This window comes from Gordonia sp. McavH-238-E (assembly GCF_022348225.1).
GTDB lineage: Bacteria > Actinomycetota > Actinomycetes > Mycobacteriales > Mycobacteriaceae > Gordonia > Gordonia terrae.
Genome location: NZ_JAKRFE010000017.1, coordinates 43,305 through 61,483, shown reverse-complemented (window position 1 = coordinate 61,483; position 18,179 = coordinate 43,305). Strand labels below are relative to the sequence as shown.

Below are 18,179 nucleotides of genomic sequence, written 5' to 3'. Positions count from 1 at the left end.
CGCCACGGGATCGGTGCTCACGTCGTCACCCGTCGCCGCCCGGTCCGACCGGACGCAGGTAACCGGCCAACATCTCGTGCAGTTCGACGCTCCAGCCGTCGGCGAGGATGTCGGACACCAGCGCCCCCGACTGCAGGAACGACTGCGCGATCAGCAGCACCATCGCGGCCATCCGCTTGGTGTCACCCGCACGCACCTGTCGCCGTTCCTGCCCCTGCGACAGCATGTCGGCGAGAATGGCGAGGATTCCCTGCTGGCTCGTACCCAGACGCTCGAAGACATACGGCGACATGAACTCTCGCTGCTCACGCCACAGCGAGGCGATCAGTTCGTCGTCCCGGAGCGCGCCGACCACCGCCACCACCTGCCCGACGAGCGCGTCGAGATCGGCGGGCTCACCGGTTCCGCCGATGGCATCTTCGACCACCCCGAGGACCTCCCGGGTCAACAGACCGCGGATGATCTCGGTGATGTCGGGCCAGCGGCGGTACACCGTCGGTCGACTGACGCCTGCTTGTCGGGCCACTTCGGAGACAGTCACCTTGCGTCCGCCGCTACGCAGCAGGCAGCTCCGCGCTGCATCCAGAACGAGATCCCCGATCTCCTCGTTACGGATTGCCATGATGTGTAACACTGTAACGGATCACTTGAACGGCGGGGGGCCGACTCATATGACTATCGAACACGCCACAGTTGTGGCCAGTCCGTACGCGCGTCACGGAACGGGACTCCGTGTGGCGCACGACGCTGCGGAACTCCTGCGCGCCCGGGACGTGGAGGTGGAGGTCATCGTCGGCGAGGACATCGCCGACGCCGCCGATCTCGCGGGCAAGGCAGCACGGGGAGATACCGACGTCATCGTCGTCGTGGGGGGCGACGGCACGGTGCGTCTGGCGGTCGAGGCCATCATCGGATCCGGCAAGCCACTCGCCGTCATCCCGGCCGGCAGCGGAAACGACTTCGCGCGCAACCTCGGCATCCCGCTCGAGCCCGCCGATGCCGTCGAGGTCGTCCTCGCCGGACACCGCCGGCCCATCGACCTCGGCCGCGTCAGCTTCCCGGACGGTCAGACCGCGTTGTTCAGCACGGTCGCCGCCACCGGGTTCGACGCAGCCGTCACCGCCCGGGCGATCGACATGCGCCGCCCGCGCGGACAGTCGCGGTACACGATCGCGGCGCTGCTCGAGCTGCTCGCGCTGCGCTCGCGCCACTACCAGGTCCGAGTCGACGACCAGGCCGTCGAATCCGACCTCGTCTTCGCCGCGATCGGCAACACCACGTCGTACGGCGGCGGCATGAAGATCACTCCTGCGGCTTCGATCACCGATGGGCAGCTCGACGTGACCCTTGCGCTCACCCCGCCGCGGCTGGCCCGCTGGACGATTGCCCGCGTGTTCCCGAAGGTGTTCTCGGGCAAGCACATCGACAGTCCCAGCGTGCGGACCATGCGCGGCGAGGAAGTCGAGCTCTACTGCGATCCGCCGGCGCTGGTGTCGGTCGACGGCGACCTCGTCGGACAACTCCCGGCGGTCTTCGAAGCGGTGCCCCACGCGATCGAGGTCTTCGCACCCGCGAGCTGAGCCGGCCGGGGGATGCCGCGGGCGGCGTCACTTCCCGCCGCGGGCCGCCCACCATTCCCGCAACGCGTCCTCCGCCTCATCGCGGCTCAGGGGTCCGCGGTCGAGTCGCAGTTCCTTGAGGTGACGCCATGCCTGACCGACGATCGGACCGGGCGGCACACCGAGGAGTTCCATGATGGCGTTGCCGTCGAGGTCGGGACGGACCTTCTCCAGGTTCTCGGCCGCCTGCAGGGCGGCGATCCGCTGCTCGAGGTCGTCGTAGTTCTGTTGCAGACGCCGCGCGCGGCGTTTGTTGCGCGTGGTGCAGTCGGCGCGCACCAGTTTGTTCAGCCGGTCGAGCAGGGGTCCCGCGTCGGTGACGTACCGGCGGACGGCCGAATCGGTCCACGCGCCGTCACCGTATCCATGGAACCTCAGATGCAGGAAGACCAGCTGCGCGACATCGGACACCACCGCTTTGGGGTACTTCAGGGCCCGCATCCGTTTGCGCACCATCTTCGCGCCGACCACCTCGTGGTGGTGGAAGCTGACGCCGCCTCCCGGTTCGTGACGGCGCGTCGCGGGCTTGCCGATGTCGTGCAACAGGGCCGCCCAGCGCAACACCAGGTCCGGATCGCCGTCCTCGAGGTCGATGGCCTGGCGGAGCACGGTCAACGAGTGCTGGTAGACGTCCTTGTGCTGATGGTGTTCGTCGATGGTGAGCTTCATCCCCGGCACCTCGGGCAGCACCCGCTCGGCCAGGCCGGTCTCGACCATGGCGTCGAGGGCCTCGATCGGGAACTCCCCGCAGATCAGCTTGTCCAGCTCGGTGCGAACGCGTTCGACGGTGATGCGTTCGATCTCGCCGTTCATCTCGGTGACGGCCTGCCACACCCGCGGCGCGAGCCGGAACCCCAGCTGGGAGACGAATCGGACCGCGCGCAGCATCCGGAGCGGGTCGTCGCCGAACGACTGCTCCGGGGTCGCCGGGGTGTCGATGACCCCCGCCAGGAGTGCGGTCAGACCGTCGAGTGGATCGCGGAAATCCTGGGCGCCGGAGGAACCGATCTGCACGGCCATCGCGTTCACCGTGAAGTCGCGCCGGATCAGATCGTCCTCGAGCGACTCCCCGAAGGTGACATCAGGATTGCGGCTGACCTGGTCATACGCGTCCGCGCGGAACGTCGTGATCTCGATCAGGTGGTCACCCTTGCGGACCCCGACCGTGCCGAACTCGATGCCGACGTCCCAGAACGCGTCGGCCCAGCCCCGGAGCAGCTGGGAGACCGCTTCCGGACGCGCGTCGGTCGTGAAGTCGAGGTCGTTGCCCAGACGGCCGAGGACGGCGTCGCGCACCGAGCCGCCCACCAGGTACAGCTCGTGGCCCGCGGTCTCGAACAGTTCCCCGAGCGGCACGAGGACATCGTCGAGTCCGCGCAGCGCGATCGCGGCGGAGGCGAGCAGGCGCGTGCGCCGTTCCGGGTCCGTCGCGCTCGATCGCCCGTCCGAGCTCACCTGGTCCGAAGAGGCCGTCGTCCCGGACGAGGATATGTCGTTCACGGCTTGTCACCCTACCGTCGTGACCCGCGCCGATGACGCCGCGCAGTTCGACGGCGACCACTCATACACTTCCCGCGCACTCTCGACACCCCGAATCCACAACCTACGCGCCCGGGGAGGCGTCCAGACAAACTGCAGGTGACCAGCCGCTAGCATCGTGGAGTGTCCACCGATTCCTCGACCAACCCTTCAGACGTCAGCGGCGTCTCGTCGGGTGCACATGGCGAGGGCGGCGGACAGGGCGAGCAGAACCCCGCCGGCCAGGGCCGTCGTTCCCGTCGCGGCCGCCGACGCCGGGGCCGTCGCAAGTCCGAGGCCCGCGGTGCCACGGCCGCCCACACGTCGGCATCGCACAAGCAGAGCGGCCACCCGCAGTCCTCGAACAGCCAGCCCAAGAACAAGCAGCCGGGTTCCGGCCAGGCGGGTTCCCGACCGGGCCACAAGCCGGGTTCACCCAACCCGGCGTCCGAACCGGCACCGTCGACACACCACCCGACGCCGAACGACCTCGCGCGCGCCCGGGCGTCGGATCCGGCGTGCCCGGACCCCGTCGAGGCCGAACCGGTCGACAAACTCCCTGTCGATCCCGACCGCGCACGGCCGCGGGTCACCCCGCCGAAGCCGTCGGACATGGTCTCCGTCAGCGCCAAGCTGACCAAGACCGGTCTGGCCCAGACGGGATCGGCGCCATCCGGAGGCAAGGCGTCGAAGGGCCGACGACGCTCATCACGACCCGACCGCGGATCCGAGCGTCCGGCCACCGAACGCACCCACTCCGACCGCGCCGGCACCGAGAAGCTCCGGACCGTGCGCGAGACCTCGGCGGGTGGCCTCGTCATCTCCGACCTCGACCTCCCCGTCGATCAGTTGTCGGCGGCGCTCATCGGCCGGGTCGACCGGCGGGGACGCACGATGTGGTCGTTGCCCAAGGGCCACATCGAGACCGGCGAGACCGCCGAACAGACCGCGATCCGTGAGGTCGAGGAGGAGACCGGCATCCAGGGCACCGTGGTCGCCCCGCTCGGCAAGATCGACTACTGGTTCGTCAGCGAGGGGCGTCGAATCCACAAGACGGTGCACCACTATCTCCTGCGGTGCACCGGTGGCGAACTCTCCGACGCCGACTACGAGGTGTCCGAGGTGGCCTGGGTGCCGTTGCACGAGCTCCCGCGCCGGCTCACGTACTCTGACGAGCGACGACTCGCCCGGATGGCCCGCGGCGTGATCGCCGAGCTCGCCGCCGACCCGACCCGGCTGGCCCAGTCCGAGGCCGACAGCATTCGCACCGAACCCAACGCCTATGAGAAAGCCGCCGCCGCGCGCAACCAGCGCCGCAACGAGCCGCCGCCCCCGGCTCGTCCTCGTCGGCGCCGGCGCCGTCCACGACGGCCCGCGGCCGGCGATGGCTGAGCCGCGTCCGTCCGCCGCCGCACCTCGTTCGTCTCGTTCATCGGCGCTGTCGCGCGCGACGCGGTCCCGTGCGCGCACAACCCTGGCCGCGGCCGTGGTCCTGGCCGTTCTCGGTCTGACGCTCCTGTCCGGCGCGGTGGGATCGGGGCCGGCCTCGGCGGCACCCGAGACGAGCACCAGCGGATCCGACACCGGATCAGACACCTCGGACCAGCAATCCCCGAGCAGGTTCGCCCGCATCGTCATCGATTCGATGACGCCGAACATCGTGACCACGACCAGCCGACCGGTGGTCACCGTCAGCGGCCGCGTCGACAACGTCGGCGACCGGTCCATCACCGACCTCACCATCCGGCTCGAACGCGGGGATCCGGTCACGTCGGCCGCCGGCCTGCGGACCGATCTCGCCGACGAGGATCCCGCGGTCGCGGTGGCCGGTCCGTTCGAGGCGCTGTCCGACTCGCTCGCCCCCGGCGAGAGCGTCGGATTCCGCATGTCGATGGCCCTGTCGGCCAACAACGGCCCCGACGGTCAGGGCCTGGCCATCTCCCGGACCGGTGTCTACCCGATGCAGGTGAACGTCAACGGCACGCCCGAGTACGGCAACACCGCGCAGGTCGCGGGATCACGCATGCTCTTGCCGGTGTTGTCCCTCCCGCCCGACGAGACCCGCGCGGAAGGGTACGTCGACCCGTCCACCGAGTACTCCGACACCGACCCGGTCGCCGGGCTCGGACCGGACGGGTCGATCTCGGCGAACCTGTCCAGCCCGGCGCGCATGACCATGCTGTGGCCGCTGGCCGCACCGCCCCAGCTCGCCCCCGGCGTGCTCGGGGGCAACACCGAACCGGTCCGGCTGATCAACGAGAACATGGCCCGTTCGCTCGCCGACGGTGGCCGTCTCGACGAACTGCTGACGGCACTGCAGAAGGTCGTCGGCGAACCCCCACCTGCGCAGTCGGATTCGACCGCGTCGGGCTCAGCTCCGCCGGAGACGTCGGAGAGCCCTGAACCCGCCGCACTGCCAGGGTCGGAGAAGCTCGCCGACAGCATGTGCCTCGCCGTCGATCCCGACCTCATCGTCACGGTGCGCGCGATGTCAGTGGGATACGAGGTGTCCGACAATCCCGCCGATCCGAGGTCGTCGACCCGCCCCGGCAGCGGAGTCGAGGCCGCCGGACGCTGGCTCGACACGCTGCGCTGGACCGCGCAGCGGATGTGCGTCGTGGCGCTGCCGTACGCGCAGGCGGACCTGACCTCGCTCTCCCGGATCGGCAACGCCGGACTCACCGAAGCCGCGCTGCGGTCGCCCGCCGACATCGTCGACACCGTCCTGGGTGTGCGGAGCGTGCGTGGTCTGTCGATACCGGCCCTGGGCGCCATCGACTCCGAGGGTGCGGCGACGCTCACCGGGGCCGGGCTCGCCGCGACCGCGGTGGCGTCGAATTCCGTCGCACCGACGGGCCCTCGTGACGACGCCGGGCGCTACCGGATCGGCGACCTCGCGGCGCAGACCTACGATGCGCCGGTCACGGCGTCGTTCGCCGCCATCGGTACCGCGCCGTCCACCCCCGCGCTGACGCCACCCGACCAACGCGTCGACCTGTCCGACGAGTCCGAGGGAAGTCGCAGGCAGAGTGCGATCGGCGCGCTGGCGTACCCGGCGATCGCCGCCCCGGAGGCCGCACCGACCGGGTCCGATTCCCGGCCGTCGCCTCGCGACCCGGTCGTCGGGAGATCGGCATTCCTGCTGCCACCGACGTACTGGTCTCCGACGACCACCGACGCCGAGGCCCTGTTCGCCACCGCGCGCCTGCTGCTCGAGTCCGGTGCCGCGACGCCGACACCCCTGCCGACGCTGGTCGCCGAACTCGGGTCCGCTCCCGAGCAGGCACGACTGATCGACCCGCCCGGGGTCGGGCCCGTCGGCCGCATCGGTTCGGTGCTGACAACCGACGCCACCGCGTCGATACGGCGCAACGTCGAGGACAGCTGGCAGTTCGAGGGCGCCCTGGTGCGCTCGGCGGATGTCGCCGCGACCCCCGAGCGCTACATGTCCCCGCTGCGCGAGGACCAGTTGCGGGCCATCCGCTCGCCGGATGCCTGGGGTTCGGCCGTCTACACCCATCTGCGCCGGGCGCAGGCCGAGCGCATCGACGCGGTGTCGTCGACCCTGCACGGGATGTCCCGGTCGGTCACGATCCTCGATCCCGGCGGTCGCTACACGCTGGCCTCCGAGCGCAGTCCGCTGCTGCTGGTCGTGAAGAACGACCTCGCGCTGCCGGTACGCGCCCGGATCACCACGTCCGAACCGGCCGGCATCGAGATCGGCGACCTCGGCGTCATCGAGATCCCCGCCCGCGGCACCCGGCAGATCCAGCTGCCCACGCGGGGCGAGGCGTCCGAGGCGATCAGTGTCGAGATCCGCTTGTCGACGGTCACCGGCGTGCCGCTCGGCGAGCCGATCAGTCTGTCCGTCCACACCAACGCCTACGGCAAACCGCTCTTCTACATCACGATCATCGCCGCGGCAGCACTCGTCCTGCTCACCGCCCGGCGCCTGTGGCATCGTTTCCGCGGCCAGCCCGATCCCGCCGACGCCGACCGTCCCGAACCCGACGAACTCGAGCGGATGCTCGCCGGAAGCGGGTATCAGGAGCGACGCCGTACCCTGCAGAGCGAGGGTCGGATGCACGGCGAGGAACCGGACGATGACCCCTCATGACCGACATCAGACGACCCGAGGACGGCGGCAGAAGCGACGTGACCTGGAACGATGAGCCGCGTGCACCGCGGTCGGGGAACCCCGGCCCGGTGCCGCCCCAGCGTCCCGAGCGCGCCGCACCCCAACGGATCCCGCCGAACCGGGTCGCCGGTGGACGGGTCGCGCCCACGCGGATCCCGCCAGGCTCCCCGGACCCGCGACCGACCGCGCCGCGCACCCCCGACCCACGCACTCCCGACCCGCGGTCTGCGCACGCGCGTCCCGCCCGGCCCGCGCCCGCCGGGGACCACACGCGGGTCATGACCGCACCCGCGCCGGGCCGGCCGTCGGGCGGTCCGGCGACCACCTCCGCGGCGTCGGAGCAGAAGGCGTTGGAACAGGAGGCGTCGTCGACCGGGCTGGCGCGCGACTCCGACTCGAGCATCCTGCGCACCAGCGGATCCATCGCGATCGCGACGCTGTTCAGCCGCATCACCGGCTTCCTGCGCACCGTGCTGATCCTGGCGATGCTCGGACCCGCCATCGCGTCGGCATTCCAGGCGGCCGATGTGCTGCCGAACATGATCGCCGAGGTGGTGCTCGGTGCGGTCCTGACCGCGATCGTGATCCCGCTGCTGGCCCGGGCCGAAGCCGAGGACAAGGACGGCGGAGAGGGGTTCATCAACCGGATCTTCACCATCACCGTCGTCGTCCTCGGGTCGGCGACGGTGGTGGCGGTGATCGCGGCACCGCTGCTGACCTATCTCAATCTGGGCGACGGCCAGGTCGATCGCGAGCTCGCCACCGCGCTCGCCTACCTGCTGCTCCCGGAGATCCTGTTCTACGGACTGTCCGCGCTGTTCATCGCGATCCTCAATCTCCGCGGACACTTCAAACCGGGAGCCTGGGCGCCCGTCCTGAACAACGTCGTGCAGATCACCACGCTCGTGCTCTACGCGGTGGTGCCCGGCGAGATCACCCTCAACCCCGTCCGGATGTCCGACCCGCAACTCCTGGTGCTGGGTATCGGTTGCACGACCGGTGTCGTCCTGCAGGCCCTCATCCTGGTGCCGTTCCTGCGGAAGTCGGGCGTGCGCCTCCGCCTGCAGTGGGGCATCGATGACCGGTTACGCCAGTTCGGGAACATGGCGGTCGCCATCGTCGCCTATGTCGCGCTGCTCCAGGTGGGCCTGATCGTCACGTACCGGATCGCGTCGTCGGCCGACGCCTCGGGCGTGAGCATCTACTTCACGCACTGGCAGTTGCTGCAGCTCCCGTACGGCGTGTTGGGCGTGACCATCCTGACGGCGATCATGCCGCGACTGTCCCGCAACGCCACCGCGGACGACACCAAGGCCGTCGTCGACGATCTCTCGCTGGCGACCAGGCTCACGATGGTCGCCCTCGTCCCGGTCGTGTCGTTCATGACGTTCTTCGGACCGGCCATCGCCATCGCCGTGTTCAACTTCGGCAAGTTCGACGCCGCGTCCGCGTCGCAACTGGGTTCGGTGCTGTCCTGGGGTGCGTTCACGCTCATCCCGTATTCGATGACCCTCGTCCAGCTCCGCGTGTTCTATGCGCGCGAGGACGCGTGGACCCCGACGTTCATCGCGCTGGGCATCACCGTGGTCAAGGTCGCGTCGTCGTATCTCGGGCCGGTGCTCTTCGACGATCCCGAACTCATCGTGCGCTGGCTCGCGCTGTCGAACGGACTGGGTTATCTCGTCGGTGCCGTCGTCGGACACTTCCTGCTCCGCAGCCGGCTGCGCGGGGCCCGGCTCTCCGATGTGGCACGCACGTCCGTCGTGACCTTCGCCGTCTCGATCGGGGTCTCCGGGACCGTCTGGGCCGTGGCGAAGCTGAGCGGTCTCGACCACATGATCGGCTGGCTGGGCAAGGTCGGTTCCGTGCTCTACCTCGGCCTCACCGCCGCGGTGGTGCTCGCGGTGACCTACGCCGGACTGGCCGCGGCCCGCGTGCCCGACGTGGTCGCGATCGGGCTGGCGGTTCGACGCCTCCTCGGCCGGTTCATCCCCTCGCTCGCCCCGCCGGCACAGCCCGAACGTGAACAGTCACCGGCGATCACAGTTCAGTTTCCGCGGGTCACCGGCGACGAATCGCTCCCGTACTCTGGTCAGGTACAGGTGCTGCGCCGCTTCGACAGAGGTACCGCGACGTGGCAGTCGTACTCCGTGCATTCCGGTGGCGCGATCGGCGCGACCCGGGATGTGCGCCCCATCCCGGAACGCGCGCCGGTGCCGCGCGACATCAGATACCGCAGGAGAGGAGTCCGTCGCGTGAGTGACAGTGAGGTCGACACCACCGCTGCCACCGGGCCGCCCACCGAGCCCGGAGCCGGCGACACACCCACTCCACCGACTCCGACTCCCGCCGATGCCGGTACGGTCGGCACCGCCGACACCGCAGCGAGCCCCCGCCGCCGCGGACCGCGCCTCATCCCCGGCGCGGCGGTCGCCGGTGGTCGGTACCGACTGCTCGAGCAGCACGGCGGCACCCGCGGACTCCAGTTCTGGCGAGCCCAGGACATCAACCTCGACCGCGAGGTCGCTTTGACCTTCGTCGACGCCGAGCAGTTGGCGCCGCCCCCCGAACGCGGCCAGGCCGCGAAGATGTCCGACCAGGGACCGCAGGCAGTCCTGTCGCGCACCCTGCGTCTCGGCCAGATCAACTCCGACGGCGTGGCACGCGTCCTCGACGTCGTCCGCGGGTCCTCCGGCGGCATCGTCGTCGCCGAGTGGGTGCCCGGATCATCGCTGGCCGATGTGGCGCGATCGGAACCGTCACCGATCGGCGCCGCCCGCGCGGTGCGTTCGCTCGCCGCGGCCGCCGAGATCGCCCACCGCTCCGGTGGTGCGTTGTCGATCGATCATCCCGACCGCATCCGGATCAGCCACGACGGCAATGCCGTGCTGGCGTTCCCGGGGACCCTTGCCGGCGACGACAAGGCGTCCGACGTCCGCGGACTCGGGGCGGTGCTGTACGCGCTGCTGCTCAACCGCTGGGCGCTCGACCCCTCCGACGGGTCCCGGCTGATCACCACCGCCGACACCGCCGAACCCGTGGGCGGGATCCCGGTCGCCGCTCCCGGTGACGACGGCCGACCGGTCGAGCCGCGAGTGATCAAGCCCGACACCCCGTTCGAGATCTCGGCTGTCGCCGCGCGCGCTCTCGACGGGACCCGGGGTATCCGAACCGCCGCCACCGTCCAGCATGTGCTCGACCAGGCCACCGTCGTCGACCTCAACACCGACATGCTGCCGGCCATCACCGATGCAGACGCTCCACCGCCGGTGACGGTGACACCGCGTCTGGGCGGCAGCGGCGGCGAGAAGCCGCCGCGGCGCAACCTGGCGCTGCTCATCGGCGCCGGACTGCTGGCCCTGTTCATCGTCATAGCGCTGATCGTGGGCGCCACCAACGTCTTCGGTGGCAGCGACGGATCGAGCGACATCGACTCCATCCTCACCACCACCGAGCCTGCACCCTCGCCCGGCGCCAACCCGCCGCCGACCCCGGCGGCGCCGGCTGCTCCGACACCGATCGCGCTGCAATCGGTCTCGGTGGTCGATTTCTCCGCGCAGACGCCGGACAACTCGGCGAATGTCCGCAACGTGATCACCGGTGCCGCACCGCCGTGGCAGACAGACAATTACCGCGGCCGGCCGGATTTCGGCGGACTCAAGCCGGGATTGGGACTCATGTTCGACCTCGGCGCGGAGCGCACGGTCCGGTCGGTCACCATCGAGAGCCCGACGCCCGGTATCGGCGTCGAGATCCGTACCGCACCGTCGGCGCGTCCGGCCTTCGCCCGGACCACGACGGTGGCCTCGGGACAGGTGGACCAGGCGTCGACCACGATCCCGATCGCGCAACCGCCGACCACCCGTTATGTGATGGTCTGGCTCACGAGCCTGCCGAGTTCCGGAAGCGGCTACCAGGCGGAGATCTCTCGCGTCACGATGGCCGGCTGACACGCCGCCGCATATGGCCGGCCGTGGCTCGCTGCGAGTGATCGGCAGCAGGTGACCGAGATCATGCGTGCAACTTCGGGCTCCGCTCCGACTAACTCATATGGAGAACTGCAGCGCCCGCCTACAAGAGAATCGTGATCCCGAAGCATCAGTTCAGTCAGCTGAACCGCTGACGGCGACGACGCCGCCTCTGGAACGTGGGCAATCGGGGGTGGCGAACCCCACTCGGCCGGACCGGTTCGTCACGGCAGCCACGACCCTTTTCCAGGACCACGGCTACCGCAACGTGAGTATGGAACAGATCGGTGGGGCAGTCGGCTTGACGGGACCGGCCGTGTATCGGCATTTCCCGTCCAAACAGGACATCCTCGCGACGGCGCTGACAACACAGGTCCACACCGTGCGTGACTTCCTGTCGGATGCGCAGGATCGTGGCGACACACCGGTCGAGCAACTCGGACTGTTCTTCGACGCCTTGAGTGAGATGACTGCGCATCGGGACGCCTCCACGCTCTGGAATCGCGAACGGCTGCACCTCTCTCACGCGGACCTCGACACCATGAACGCGTACTTCGGCGTGCTGACGGACAAGTTGGCATGCAAGATCTGTGCCGCCCGACACGACGTCGACTCGATGGACGCGAAACTTCTCGCCACGGCTGCCCTGAGCGTGTACTCGAACGCCGCCCAGATCCGCGGATCGCTCACCGCCAAACGGCTGATGAAAGTGCAACGCGCCGTAACCGACTCGATTCTCGGTTGCGAGCTACCGCGGGCCCCCGGCCCTCCGGTTACACAAGCGCCACATTCACGCCGCAGTCCCGCCGCGCGACGTGAACGCATCCTCGACGCCGCCACCCAATTGTTCTTCGACCGCGGGTTCCGCGATGTCCGCATCGAGGAGATCGCCGCTCGAGCCGGTGTGTCGGTGACGACCGTCTACCAGGAGTACGCCGGCAAGACCGTCATCCTGGGGACCGTGCTCCGCCGGGGCCTCGAGGGTCTCTTGTCGGCCTCCATCGCTGCGCTTGACGGTTCGTCCCGAGCAGACGCGCTCGATGTGCTGCTCGGCACCTTCGTCGAGTTCTCGCTCAGCTCGAACGGGCGGATACTCGCGGTGGCTCTTCGTGATGCCGTGTATCTGCCGGAGGAGAGTCGGATCGCGCTCGGCCGGACAGCCTCGGACTACACCGCCGAGTGGACCACGGCGATCCTCGCGCAGACGCCTGGTTTGTCGATCGACGATGCGAAGGCTCTGGAGAAGTCGCTCGCCGGATTCGCCTGCGAGGTGATCTCGTCGCCCGAACTCAGGTCCCGACCCGGCATCGACAGCGAGCTTCGAGCCCTGGCCTACGGCATCCTGAGTCCGTCCGGGCTCAGCAGATCGCACCCACGTAGGTCCGCGCACTGACACCAGCAGAGCCGATCGCGCGATCTGCACATCGATACCAAATAGTGACCTCTGCTTTTTTCGTCGGTACAGCAGCGGCGGAGCGACCACACGCGGATTCTCACGGGCGATCCGACCGCGAGGAGTGTGCCCCGAAATCGGGAATCTGCACCGGACGCGATTGCACAATGCCGACTCACTGGAACGTCCCTCCCACCGACGGTGCCGAGCGGACGAACAGCGAATTTCCGGAACCCGATTCGTCGACTGTCCTGGATCGGTTCGCACCGAGCACCCGTTACACCGGATAGCGGGCATTAACGCTCAGCTCTCTCGATGTCGGTGCGGTCCGATCTCCGTACCGTTGGGTATTCAAGTGATAGGCGAATCTGCATGCGCCACGGTTCTTTACGAGAAGATGTCGGGCGCCGAGCGCCGGCCGCAACCGGTACGTCCTCGCCTCGCCAACGCCGCAAACCTCTGCTAGCGTCGATTTCAGGTCGTCGGGGAGGGCGACCATCTCTACTTCAGAACACGCGACCGCTCGACTCGCTAAGTCGATGCTTCCGGGGGGAAGTCTCGTCCTTGCACTGTGGTTGAACCGTGCGCGGGATCGGAACACAATGATCGAAACAGCCAATCACAGCAATGGGTCAGCAGCCCTTGCAGCACAGTCGGATACGCACCACCGACTCATCGACCCGAAGCCGGGCGCACAACGAGAACGCGCTCGGCCGACGCAAACGGTGAGCCTCGTCATCCCGGTGCGGAACGAGGCGCGGAACATCGGCTGGGTCCTCGAGCAGATACCCGAACGCATCGACGAGATCATCCTCATCGACGGAAACTCAACCGACGCAACGGTTATCACCGCTCGCAGTTGCCGACCCGACATCAAGGTCGTTCAGCAGCAGGGCCCGGGCAAGGGAAGCGCGCTGCGAACCGGTTTCGCATCCGCGAGCGGCGACGTCATCGTCATGATGGACGCCGACGGAAGCATGGCGCCGCAGGAGATCACCCATTTCCTGCACTTCCTCGAGAACGGTTACGACTTCGTCAAGGGTTCGAGATTCATGGGCGGGGGCGGATCGCTCGACATCACCCGGTTCCGGCGCCTGGGCAACTACGGGCTGCTCGCCTTCTTCAACAGCCTCTACCGAACCGACTTGACCGATCTCTGCTACGGATTCTGCGCCTTCCACCGTCGATACCTCGACCTACTCGATCTCCAGGCCACTGGTTTCGAGATCGAAGCCGAGATGACGGTGCGCGCGGTGCAGGCAGGTCTTCGCATCGCCGAGGTTCCCAGCCTGGAAATGCCACGTCGCACAGGACATTCCAACCTCAATGCCATCACCGATGGTCGCCGGGTCCTCCGCACGGTGTGGCGAGCTCGACGTGATGAGGGTGTGTCCACCTCCGGCGCGGCTGTTCGCGGTCCCGCGAGCGCCCATCCCGCGTCACACCACACCGCTTCGTGAGCGACCGACGACCATGACCGCCGAAGCCGCCGCCATCCGCGGACGCCGCATCGTCGTGCTGACCGACCGAATGAGTCCCGGTGGAGTGAGTCACTTCATTCTGCAGATCGCCACCCACTTCGCTCGCCAGGGCCACCGAGTCGACGTTATCTCCCTGGCGCCAGGGGAGTGGGATCACCGCCTCACCGAGTCAGGCATCCGGCGGCATCTTCTCATGTCCCCCAGCGCACTCCGAAGACTACGGTCGGCCGATGTGATCCACTGCCAGCAGCGATTTCTGGGGTTCGTCAGTACACTCCTCGGACGTCATTCGCGCACAATCGAACACGTTCACAACGTATTGACCGACCATCCGACGGCGTCCTACCGCACCCCGCGGATCGTCGCGGTGTCGGCGGCCATCCGGGAGTCACTTCTCGCCCATTACCCTCACCTGTCGCCCCACCGGGTCTCGGTGGTGCACAACGGTGTACACAAATTACGCACCGCTCCGCCGGCCTACGAGGACCGGTCCTATGATTTCGTGAACGTGGCACGGTTCGACGAGCAGAAAGACCCGTTGCTCTTTCTCGAACTGGCCAAGGAACTCTCGAGGCGGCACACCGCGCTTCGGTGCCTGTGGATAGCGCCGGGCTCCGGACCCCTGCGGGACCGATTCCTGCACCGCCGGCGCGAACTCGGCCTCGAGCGCATCGTCGACCTGAGCATCGGCGACACCCACGCACAAACTCGCGCGCAGGTCGCGCAGTCTCGCGTCTTCCTTCTCACGTCGCAGTGGGAGGGGCTACCTCTGTCCGCTCTCGAGGCGCTGGCCAGCGGCACACCCGTGGCGACCACCCCGTGCGGCGAGATCACGCGCATCGTGTCGCAACGGTCCTGTGGTCTGGTGATCGACACCGAGGCGGCCGATCGTGCCGGCCCCCTCCTCGACGTCGTCGAGGACCGGTCTCGATGGGAACGGTTGTCGCAGCGAGCCTTCGAAGTCGCCGACGACTTCAGCGAGACCCGCATGACGACGCAGGTCGAACGTATCTACGCCGGCATCGACCCGGCATTCATCGAGGCTCCACGGAACCTCGACAACCAACCGACAGGAAGACGGCGATGAAGGTACTCGTCACCGGACATCTCGGCTACATCGGCGCCGAGCTGGTCCCCATGCTGGTCGATGCGGGACATGACGTGGTCGGGCTCGACACCGACTACTATCGTGACCGCGACTTCCGTACCGAGCCGATGGATGTACCGACGATCCACATGGACATTCGGGACGTGGAGCCGCGTCACCTGGCGGGTTTCGACGCGGTGGTACACCTGGCCGCACTCTCCAATGACCCGGTGAGTGAACTGAATCCGCAACTCACCTACGACATCAACCTCGATGCCAGCGTGGGACTCGCCCGTGCCGCGAAGGCCGCCGGCGTCGCACGCTTCGTCTTCTCGTCATCGTGCAGTCTGTACGGCAGCGGCTCCGACGGGGCATTGCGCGAGGACGCCGACATGGTCGCGGTGACCCCGTACGGTGAGTCCAAGGTCCGTGCTGAACAACAGATCCGGACACTCGCCGACGAGACCTTCTCGCCGACGTTCCTACGGAACGCCACGGCCTACGGTATCTCTCGCCGCCTTCGGACAGATGTCGTGGTCAACAACCTCGTCGGCCATGCGGTGACGTCCGGGCGGGTGCTGCTGATGAGCAACGGACAGGCTTGGCGCCCGCTGGTCCACGTGCGCGATATCGCGCACGCGATGCTCACCGTGCTCGGATCACCCACGGACGCAGTGCACAACGAGGTCTTCAACGTCGGCCGGACCACCGAGAACCATCAGATCCGCGACGTTGCGAAGATGGTCGCCGACATCGTGCCGAACTGCGAGGTGGCCTTCGCCGACGAGGTGAGCGCCGACATCCGCAATTACGTCGTCGACTTCACCAAGATCGAATCGGCACTCCCGGGTTACTCGCCGCAGTGGACCCTGGCCACGGGAATCGCGGAGATCTACGACGCCTACGTCGACGAGGGTTTGGATGCCGACCGATTCGGGGGGAACGACTTCGTCCGACTCCGAGTCCTGCACGAGCTGCTCGAGCGCGACGCCCTCGACGGCGATCTCCGGTGGAAGGAGTGATCTCGAGATGAAGGCTGTGATCCTCGCCGGAGGCAGGGGTACTCGGATCAGTGAAGAATCCGTCGACCGCCCCAAACCCATGGTCGAGATCGGCGGGCGTCCGATCATCTGGCACATCATGCAGATCTATGCGGCGGCCGGTGTGACGGATTTCGTTGTGCTGCTGGGTTACAAGGGCTACATGATCAAGGAGTTCTTCGCCAACTACTTCTTGCACGCCAGCGATGTCACCGTGGATCTGGGTAGTGGGGCGATCGAGAATCTGTCGTCGAAGGGTGTGCCGTGGCGTGTCACCCTGCTCGACACCGGCCTCGACACCATGACAGGTGGGCGCCTCCTACGCGCTCGAGAGCACATCGGGAACGAGACCTTCTCGTTCACCTATGGTGACGGTGTCGCCGACATCGACATCCGAAAGGTGGTCGCGCATCACGAGATGTCGGGCAACATCGCGACCGTGACGGCGGTGCAACCACCCGGACGCTTCGGCACCCTGGACGTCTCGTCACCGCAGACCAGGTTCGTGGAGAAACCGCAGGGTAGCAGCGGGTGGATCAATGGCGGCTTCTTCGTCTCCTCGCCGAAGATCCTCGACTACATCGCGGGCGACGCCACCCTGCTGGAGAAGGAACCACTCGAGACCCTCTCCGCCGAAGGCCAGTTGTCGGCGTACCAGCACCACGGGTTCTGGCGCGGCATGGACACCATCTGGGACAAGGTCTTCCTGAACGATCTGTGGGAACGCGGCGAGGCGCCTTGGAGGTGCTGGTCATGACCGCCACCACCACGACCGGACGAACGACCGTACCGGTGTACCGTCCCTATCTCGGCGAGGATGTCCAGCAGGCCGCAGTGGATGCCCTCGCGGCCGGATGGCTGGGTATGGGGGCCCTGAGCCGGGAGTTCGAGGAGTCCGTCGGGGACTTTCTCGAACTGTCCGAGGACCGAGTCGTGGTCACGAACTCGTGCACCGAGGCGCTCCACCTGGCCGCACAGTTGATCGGACTCGGTCCATCCGACGAGGTGATCTGTCCGGCTTTCACCTACGTGGCGGGCCATCAGGCCATCACGCGGACCGGCGCCGACGTGGTCTTCTGCGACATCGAGCCGCGGTATCTGAACATCGATCCCCGGCGCGTTCGCGAACTCATCACGCCCCGGACCAAGGCGATCATGATCGTCGACTACCTCGGATTCCCCTGCGAGATGGACGAACTGATGGCCATCGCAGACGAGCACGGGCTTCGCGTCATCGAGGATGCGGCGCATGCCTTCGGCAGCTTCCGCGGGAGCCGTCGCGTCGGATCACACGGTGACATCACATGTTTCAGTTTCGGGCCGGTCAAGATGATCACCACGCTCGAAGGCGGGGCGATCATCACGTCGAATCCCGCCGACGTTCCGGTCCTTCGTGAACTCCGGCATCTCGGTATCGACTCGGACACCGATGCGCGCTATCGGAATCAGCGCAACTGGGATTTCGACGTCGTACGGCAGGGCTACCGGTGCCACCTCGGTTCGGTTCCGGCCGCCATCGGACTGTCGCAGCTGAGGCGCGTCGAGGAGTTCATCGCGAATCGTCAACGCTACTGCCGGTTGTACGACTCGGCGTTCGCGGATCTCCCCGAGGTCGAGTTGTTCGACACGGATTGGACCGGAATAGCGCCGTACATCTATGTGATCCGGGCCGGTGGCCGCTCCGAGCGCGCCGCCCTCATCGATCATCTCAAGTCGCACGGGGTCGCCACCGGTATCCACTTCCAGGGCGCGCATCAGTTCAGCTACTACCGGGACAGCCGCCGCGGCGACCTCACCGTCACCGAGGCCGCTGCAGATCGCGTGTTGACGCTCCCGCTGCATTCCTACATGACCGAGGCCGATCTCGACCGGGTGGTCACCGCAGTGCGGTCGTTCTACGGTGCGGCGGCCGGCGCGGTTCGAGCAAGCGGGTAG

At 67.8% G+C, this 18,179-nt stretch carries 12 protein-coding genes; 10 read left to right on the top strand and 2 right to left on the bottom strand.

The genetic code is table 11. From position 1 onward, the window contains the following. Window positions 1-25: 25 nt before the first annotated feature. Window positions 26-622: a TetR/AcrR family transcriptional regulator gene (locus MHN80_RS21625; RefSeq protein WP_033204208.1), complete on the bottom strand. Its 597-nt coding sequence runs from the start codon at window positions 620-622 to the stop codon at window positions 26-28. Between the two features lie 49 nt (window positions 623-671). Here MHN80_RS21625 and MHN80_RS21620 point away from each other — a divergent pair, with 49 nt between their 5' ends. Then, on the top strand, window positions 672-1,580 hold the full coding sequence (locus tag MHN80_RS21620; RefSeq protein WP_239403621.1) for a diacylglycerol kinase family protein: 909 nt from the start codon (window positions 672-674) through the stop codon (window positions 1,578-1,580). Between the two features lie 27 nt (window positions 1,581-1,607). Here MHN80_RS21620 and MHN80_RS21615 read toward each other — a convergent pair whose 3' ends face one another. Next, window positions 1,608-3,074: a CCA tRNA nucleotidyltransferase gene (locus tag MHN80_RS21615; RefSeq protein WP_239403651.1), complete on the bottom strand. Its 1,467-nt coding sequence runs from the start codon at window positions 3,072-3,074 to the stop codon at window positions 1,608-1,610. Between the two features lie 207 nt (window positions 3,075-3,281). Between MHN80_RS21615 and MHN80_RS21610 the strand changes: the two genes are divergently transcribed. The 9 genes from MHN80_RS21610 (at window position 3,282) to MHN80_RS21570 (ending at window position 18,179) form a co-directional block, all read left to right on the top strand. After that, on the top strand, window positions 3,282-4,529 hold the full coding sequence (locus tag MHN80_RS21610; RefSeq protein ID WP_239403620.1) for an NUDIX hydrolase: 1,248 nt from the start codon (window positions 3,282-3,284) through the stop codon (window positions 4,527-4,529). After that, the gene (locus MHN80_RS21605) at window positions 4,420-7,254 is read left to right on the top strand and encodes a hypothetical protein (RefSeq protein ID WP_239403619.1); all 2,835 of its coding nucleotides are present in this window, start codon (window positions 4,420-4,422) and stop codon (window positions 7,252-7,254) included. Before MHN80_RS21610 ends, MHN80_RS21605 begins: the two co-directional genes overlap by 110 nt. 299 nt (window positions 7,255-7,553) lie before the next feature. After that, window positions 7,554-11,225, top strand: coding sequence for a murein biosynthesis integral membrane protein MurJ (gene murJ / locus MHN80_RS21600; RefSeq protein ID WP_239403650.1), 3,672 nt, complete (start codon window positions 7,554-7,556; stop codon window positions 11,223-11,225). 211 nt (window positions 11,226-11,436) lie between these two features. Next, window positions 11,437-12,636: a TetR/AcrR family transcriptional regulator gene (locus MHN80_RS21595; RefSeq protein ID WP_239403618.1), complete on the top strand. Its 1,200-nt coding sequence runs from the start codon at window positions 11,437-11,439 to the stop codon at window positions 12,634-12,636. 602 nt (window positions 12,637-13,238) lie between these two features. Next, window positions 13,239-14,096: a glycosyltransferase family 2 protein gene (locus tag MHN80_RS21590; protein WP_239403617.1), complete on the top strand. Its 858-nt coding sequence runs from the start codon at window positions 13,239-13,241 to the stop codon at window positions 14,094-14,096. Further along, the gene (locus tag MHN80_RS21585) at window positions 14,017-15,204 is read left to right on the top strand and encodes a glycosyltransferase family 4 protein (protein ID WP_308219793.1); all 1,188 of its coding nucleotides are present in this window, start codon (window positions 14,017-14,019) and stop codon (window positions 15,202-15,204) included. The genes MHN80_RS21590 and MHN80_RS21585 overlap by 80 nt, the downstream gene beginning before the upstream one ends. Beyond that, window positions 15,201-16,226 carry an NAD(P)-dependent oxidoreductase gene (locus tag MHN80_RS21580; protein WP_239403616.1) on the top strand — a complete coding sequence of 342 codons (1,026 nt, stop codon included), beginning with the start codon at window positions 15,201-15,203 and terminating at the stop codon, window positions 16,224-16,226. The genes MHN80_RS21585 and MHN80_RS21580 overlap by 4 nt, the downstream gene beginning before the upstream one ends. A 7-nt stretch (window positions 16,227-16,233) precedes the next feature. Then, on the top strand, window positions 16,234-17,001 hold the full coding sequence (gene rfbF, locus MHN80_RS21575; protein WP_239403615.1) for a glucose-1-phosphate cytidylyltransferase: 768 nt from the start codon (window positions 16,234-16,236) through the stop codon (window positions 16,999-17,001). After that, complete coding sequence (locus MHN80_RS21570) at window positions 16,998-18,179, top strand: DegT/DnrJ/EryC1/StrS aminotransferase family protein (RefSeq protein ID WP_239403614.1); 1,182 nt, start codon at window positions 16,998-17,000, stop codon at window positions 18,177-18,179. The genes rfbF and MHN80_RS21570 overlap by 4 nt, the downstream gene beginning before the upstream one ends.

Excerpts from the sequence above, each read along its gene's own strand:
- MHN80_RS21620 (WP_239403621.1), top strand. The coding sequence starts at position 672 with ATGACTATCGAACACGCCACAGTTGTGGCCAGTCCGTACGCGCGTCAC.
- murJ (WP_239403650.1), top strand. The coding sequence starts at position 7,554 with ATGACCGCACCCGCGCCGGGCCGGCCGTCGGGCGGTCCGGCGACCACC.
- MHN80_RS21580 (WP_239403616.1), top strand. The coding sequence starts at position 15,201 with ATGAAGGTACTCGTCACCGGACATCTCGGCTACATCGGCGCCGAGCTG.
- MHN80_RS21590 (WP_239403617.1), top strand. The coding sequence starts at position 13,239 with ATGATCGAAACAGCCAATCACAGCAATGGGTCAGCAGCCCTTGCAGCA.
- MHN80_RS21625 (WP_033204208.1), bottom strand. The coding sequence starts at position 622 with ATGGCAATCCGTAACGAGGAGATCGGGGATCTCGTTCTGGATGCAGCG.
- MHN80_RS21585 (WP_308219793.1), top strand. The coding sequence starts at position 14,017 with ATGAGGGTGTGTCCACCTCCGGCGCGGCTGTTCGCGGTCCCGCGAGCG.
- MHN80_RS21570 (WP_239403614.1), top strand. The coding sequence starts at position 16,998 with ATGACCGCCACCACCACGACCGGACGAACGACCGTACCGGTGTACCGT.
- MHN80_RS21605 (WP_239403619.1), top strand. The coding sequence starts at position 4,420 with ATGAGAAAGCCGCCGCCGCGCGCAACCAGCGCCGCAACGAGCCGCCGC.
- rfbF (WP_239403615.1), top strand. The coding sequence starts at position 16,234 with ATGAAGGCTGTGATCCTCGCCGGAGGCAGGGGTACTCGGATCAGTGAA.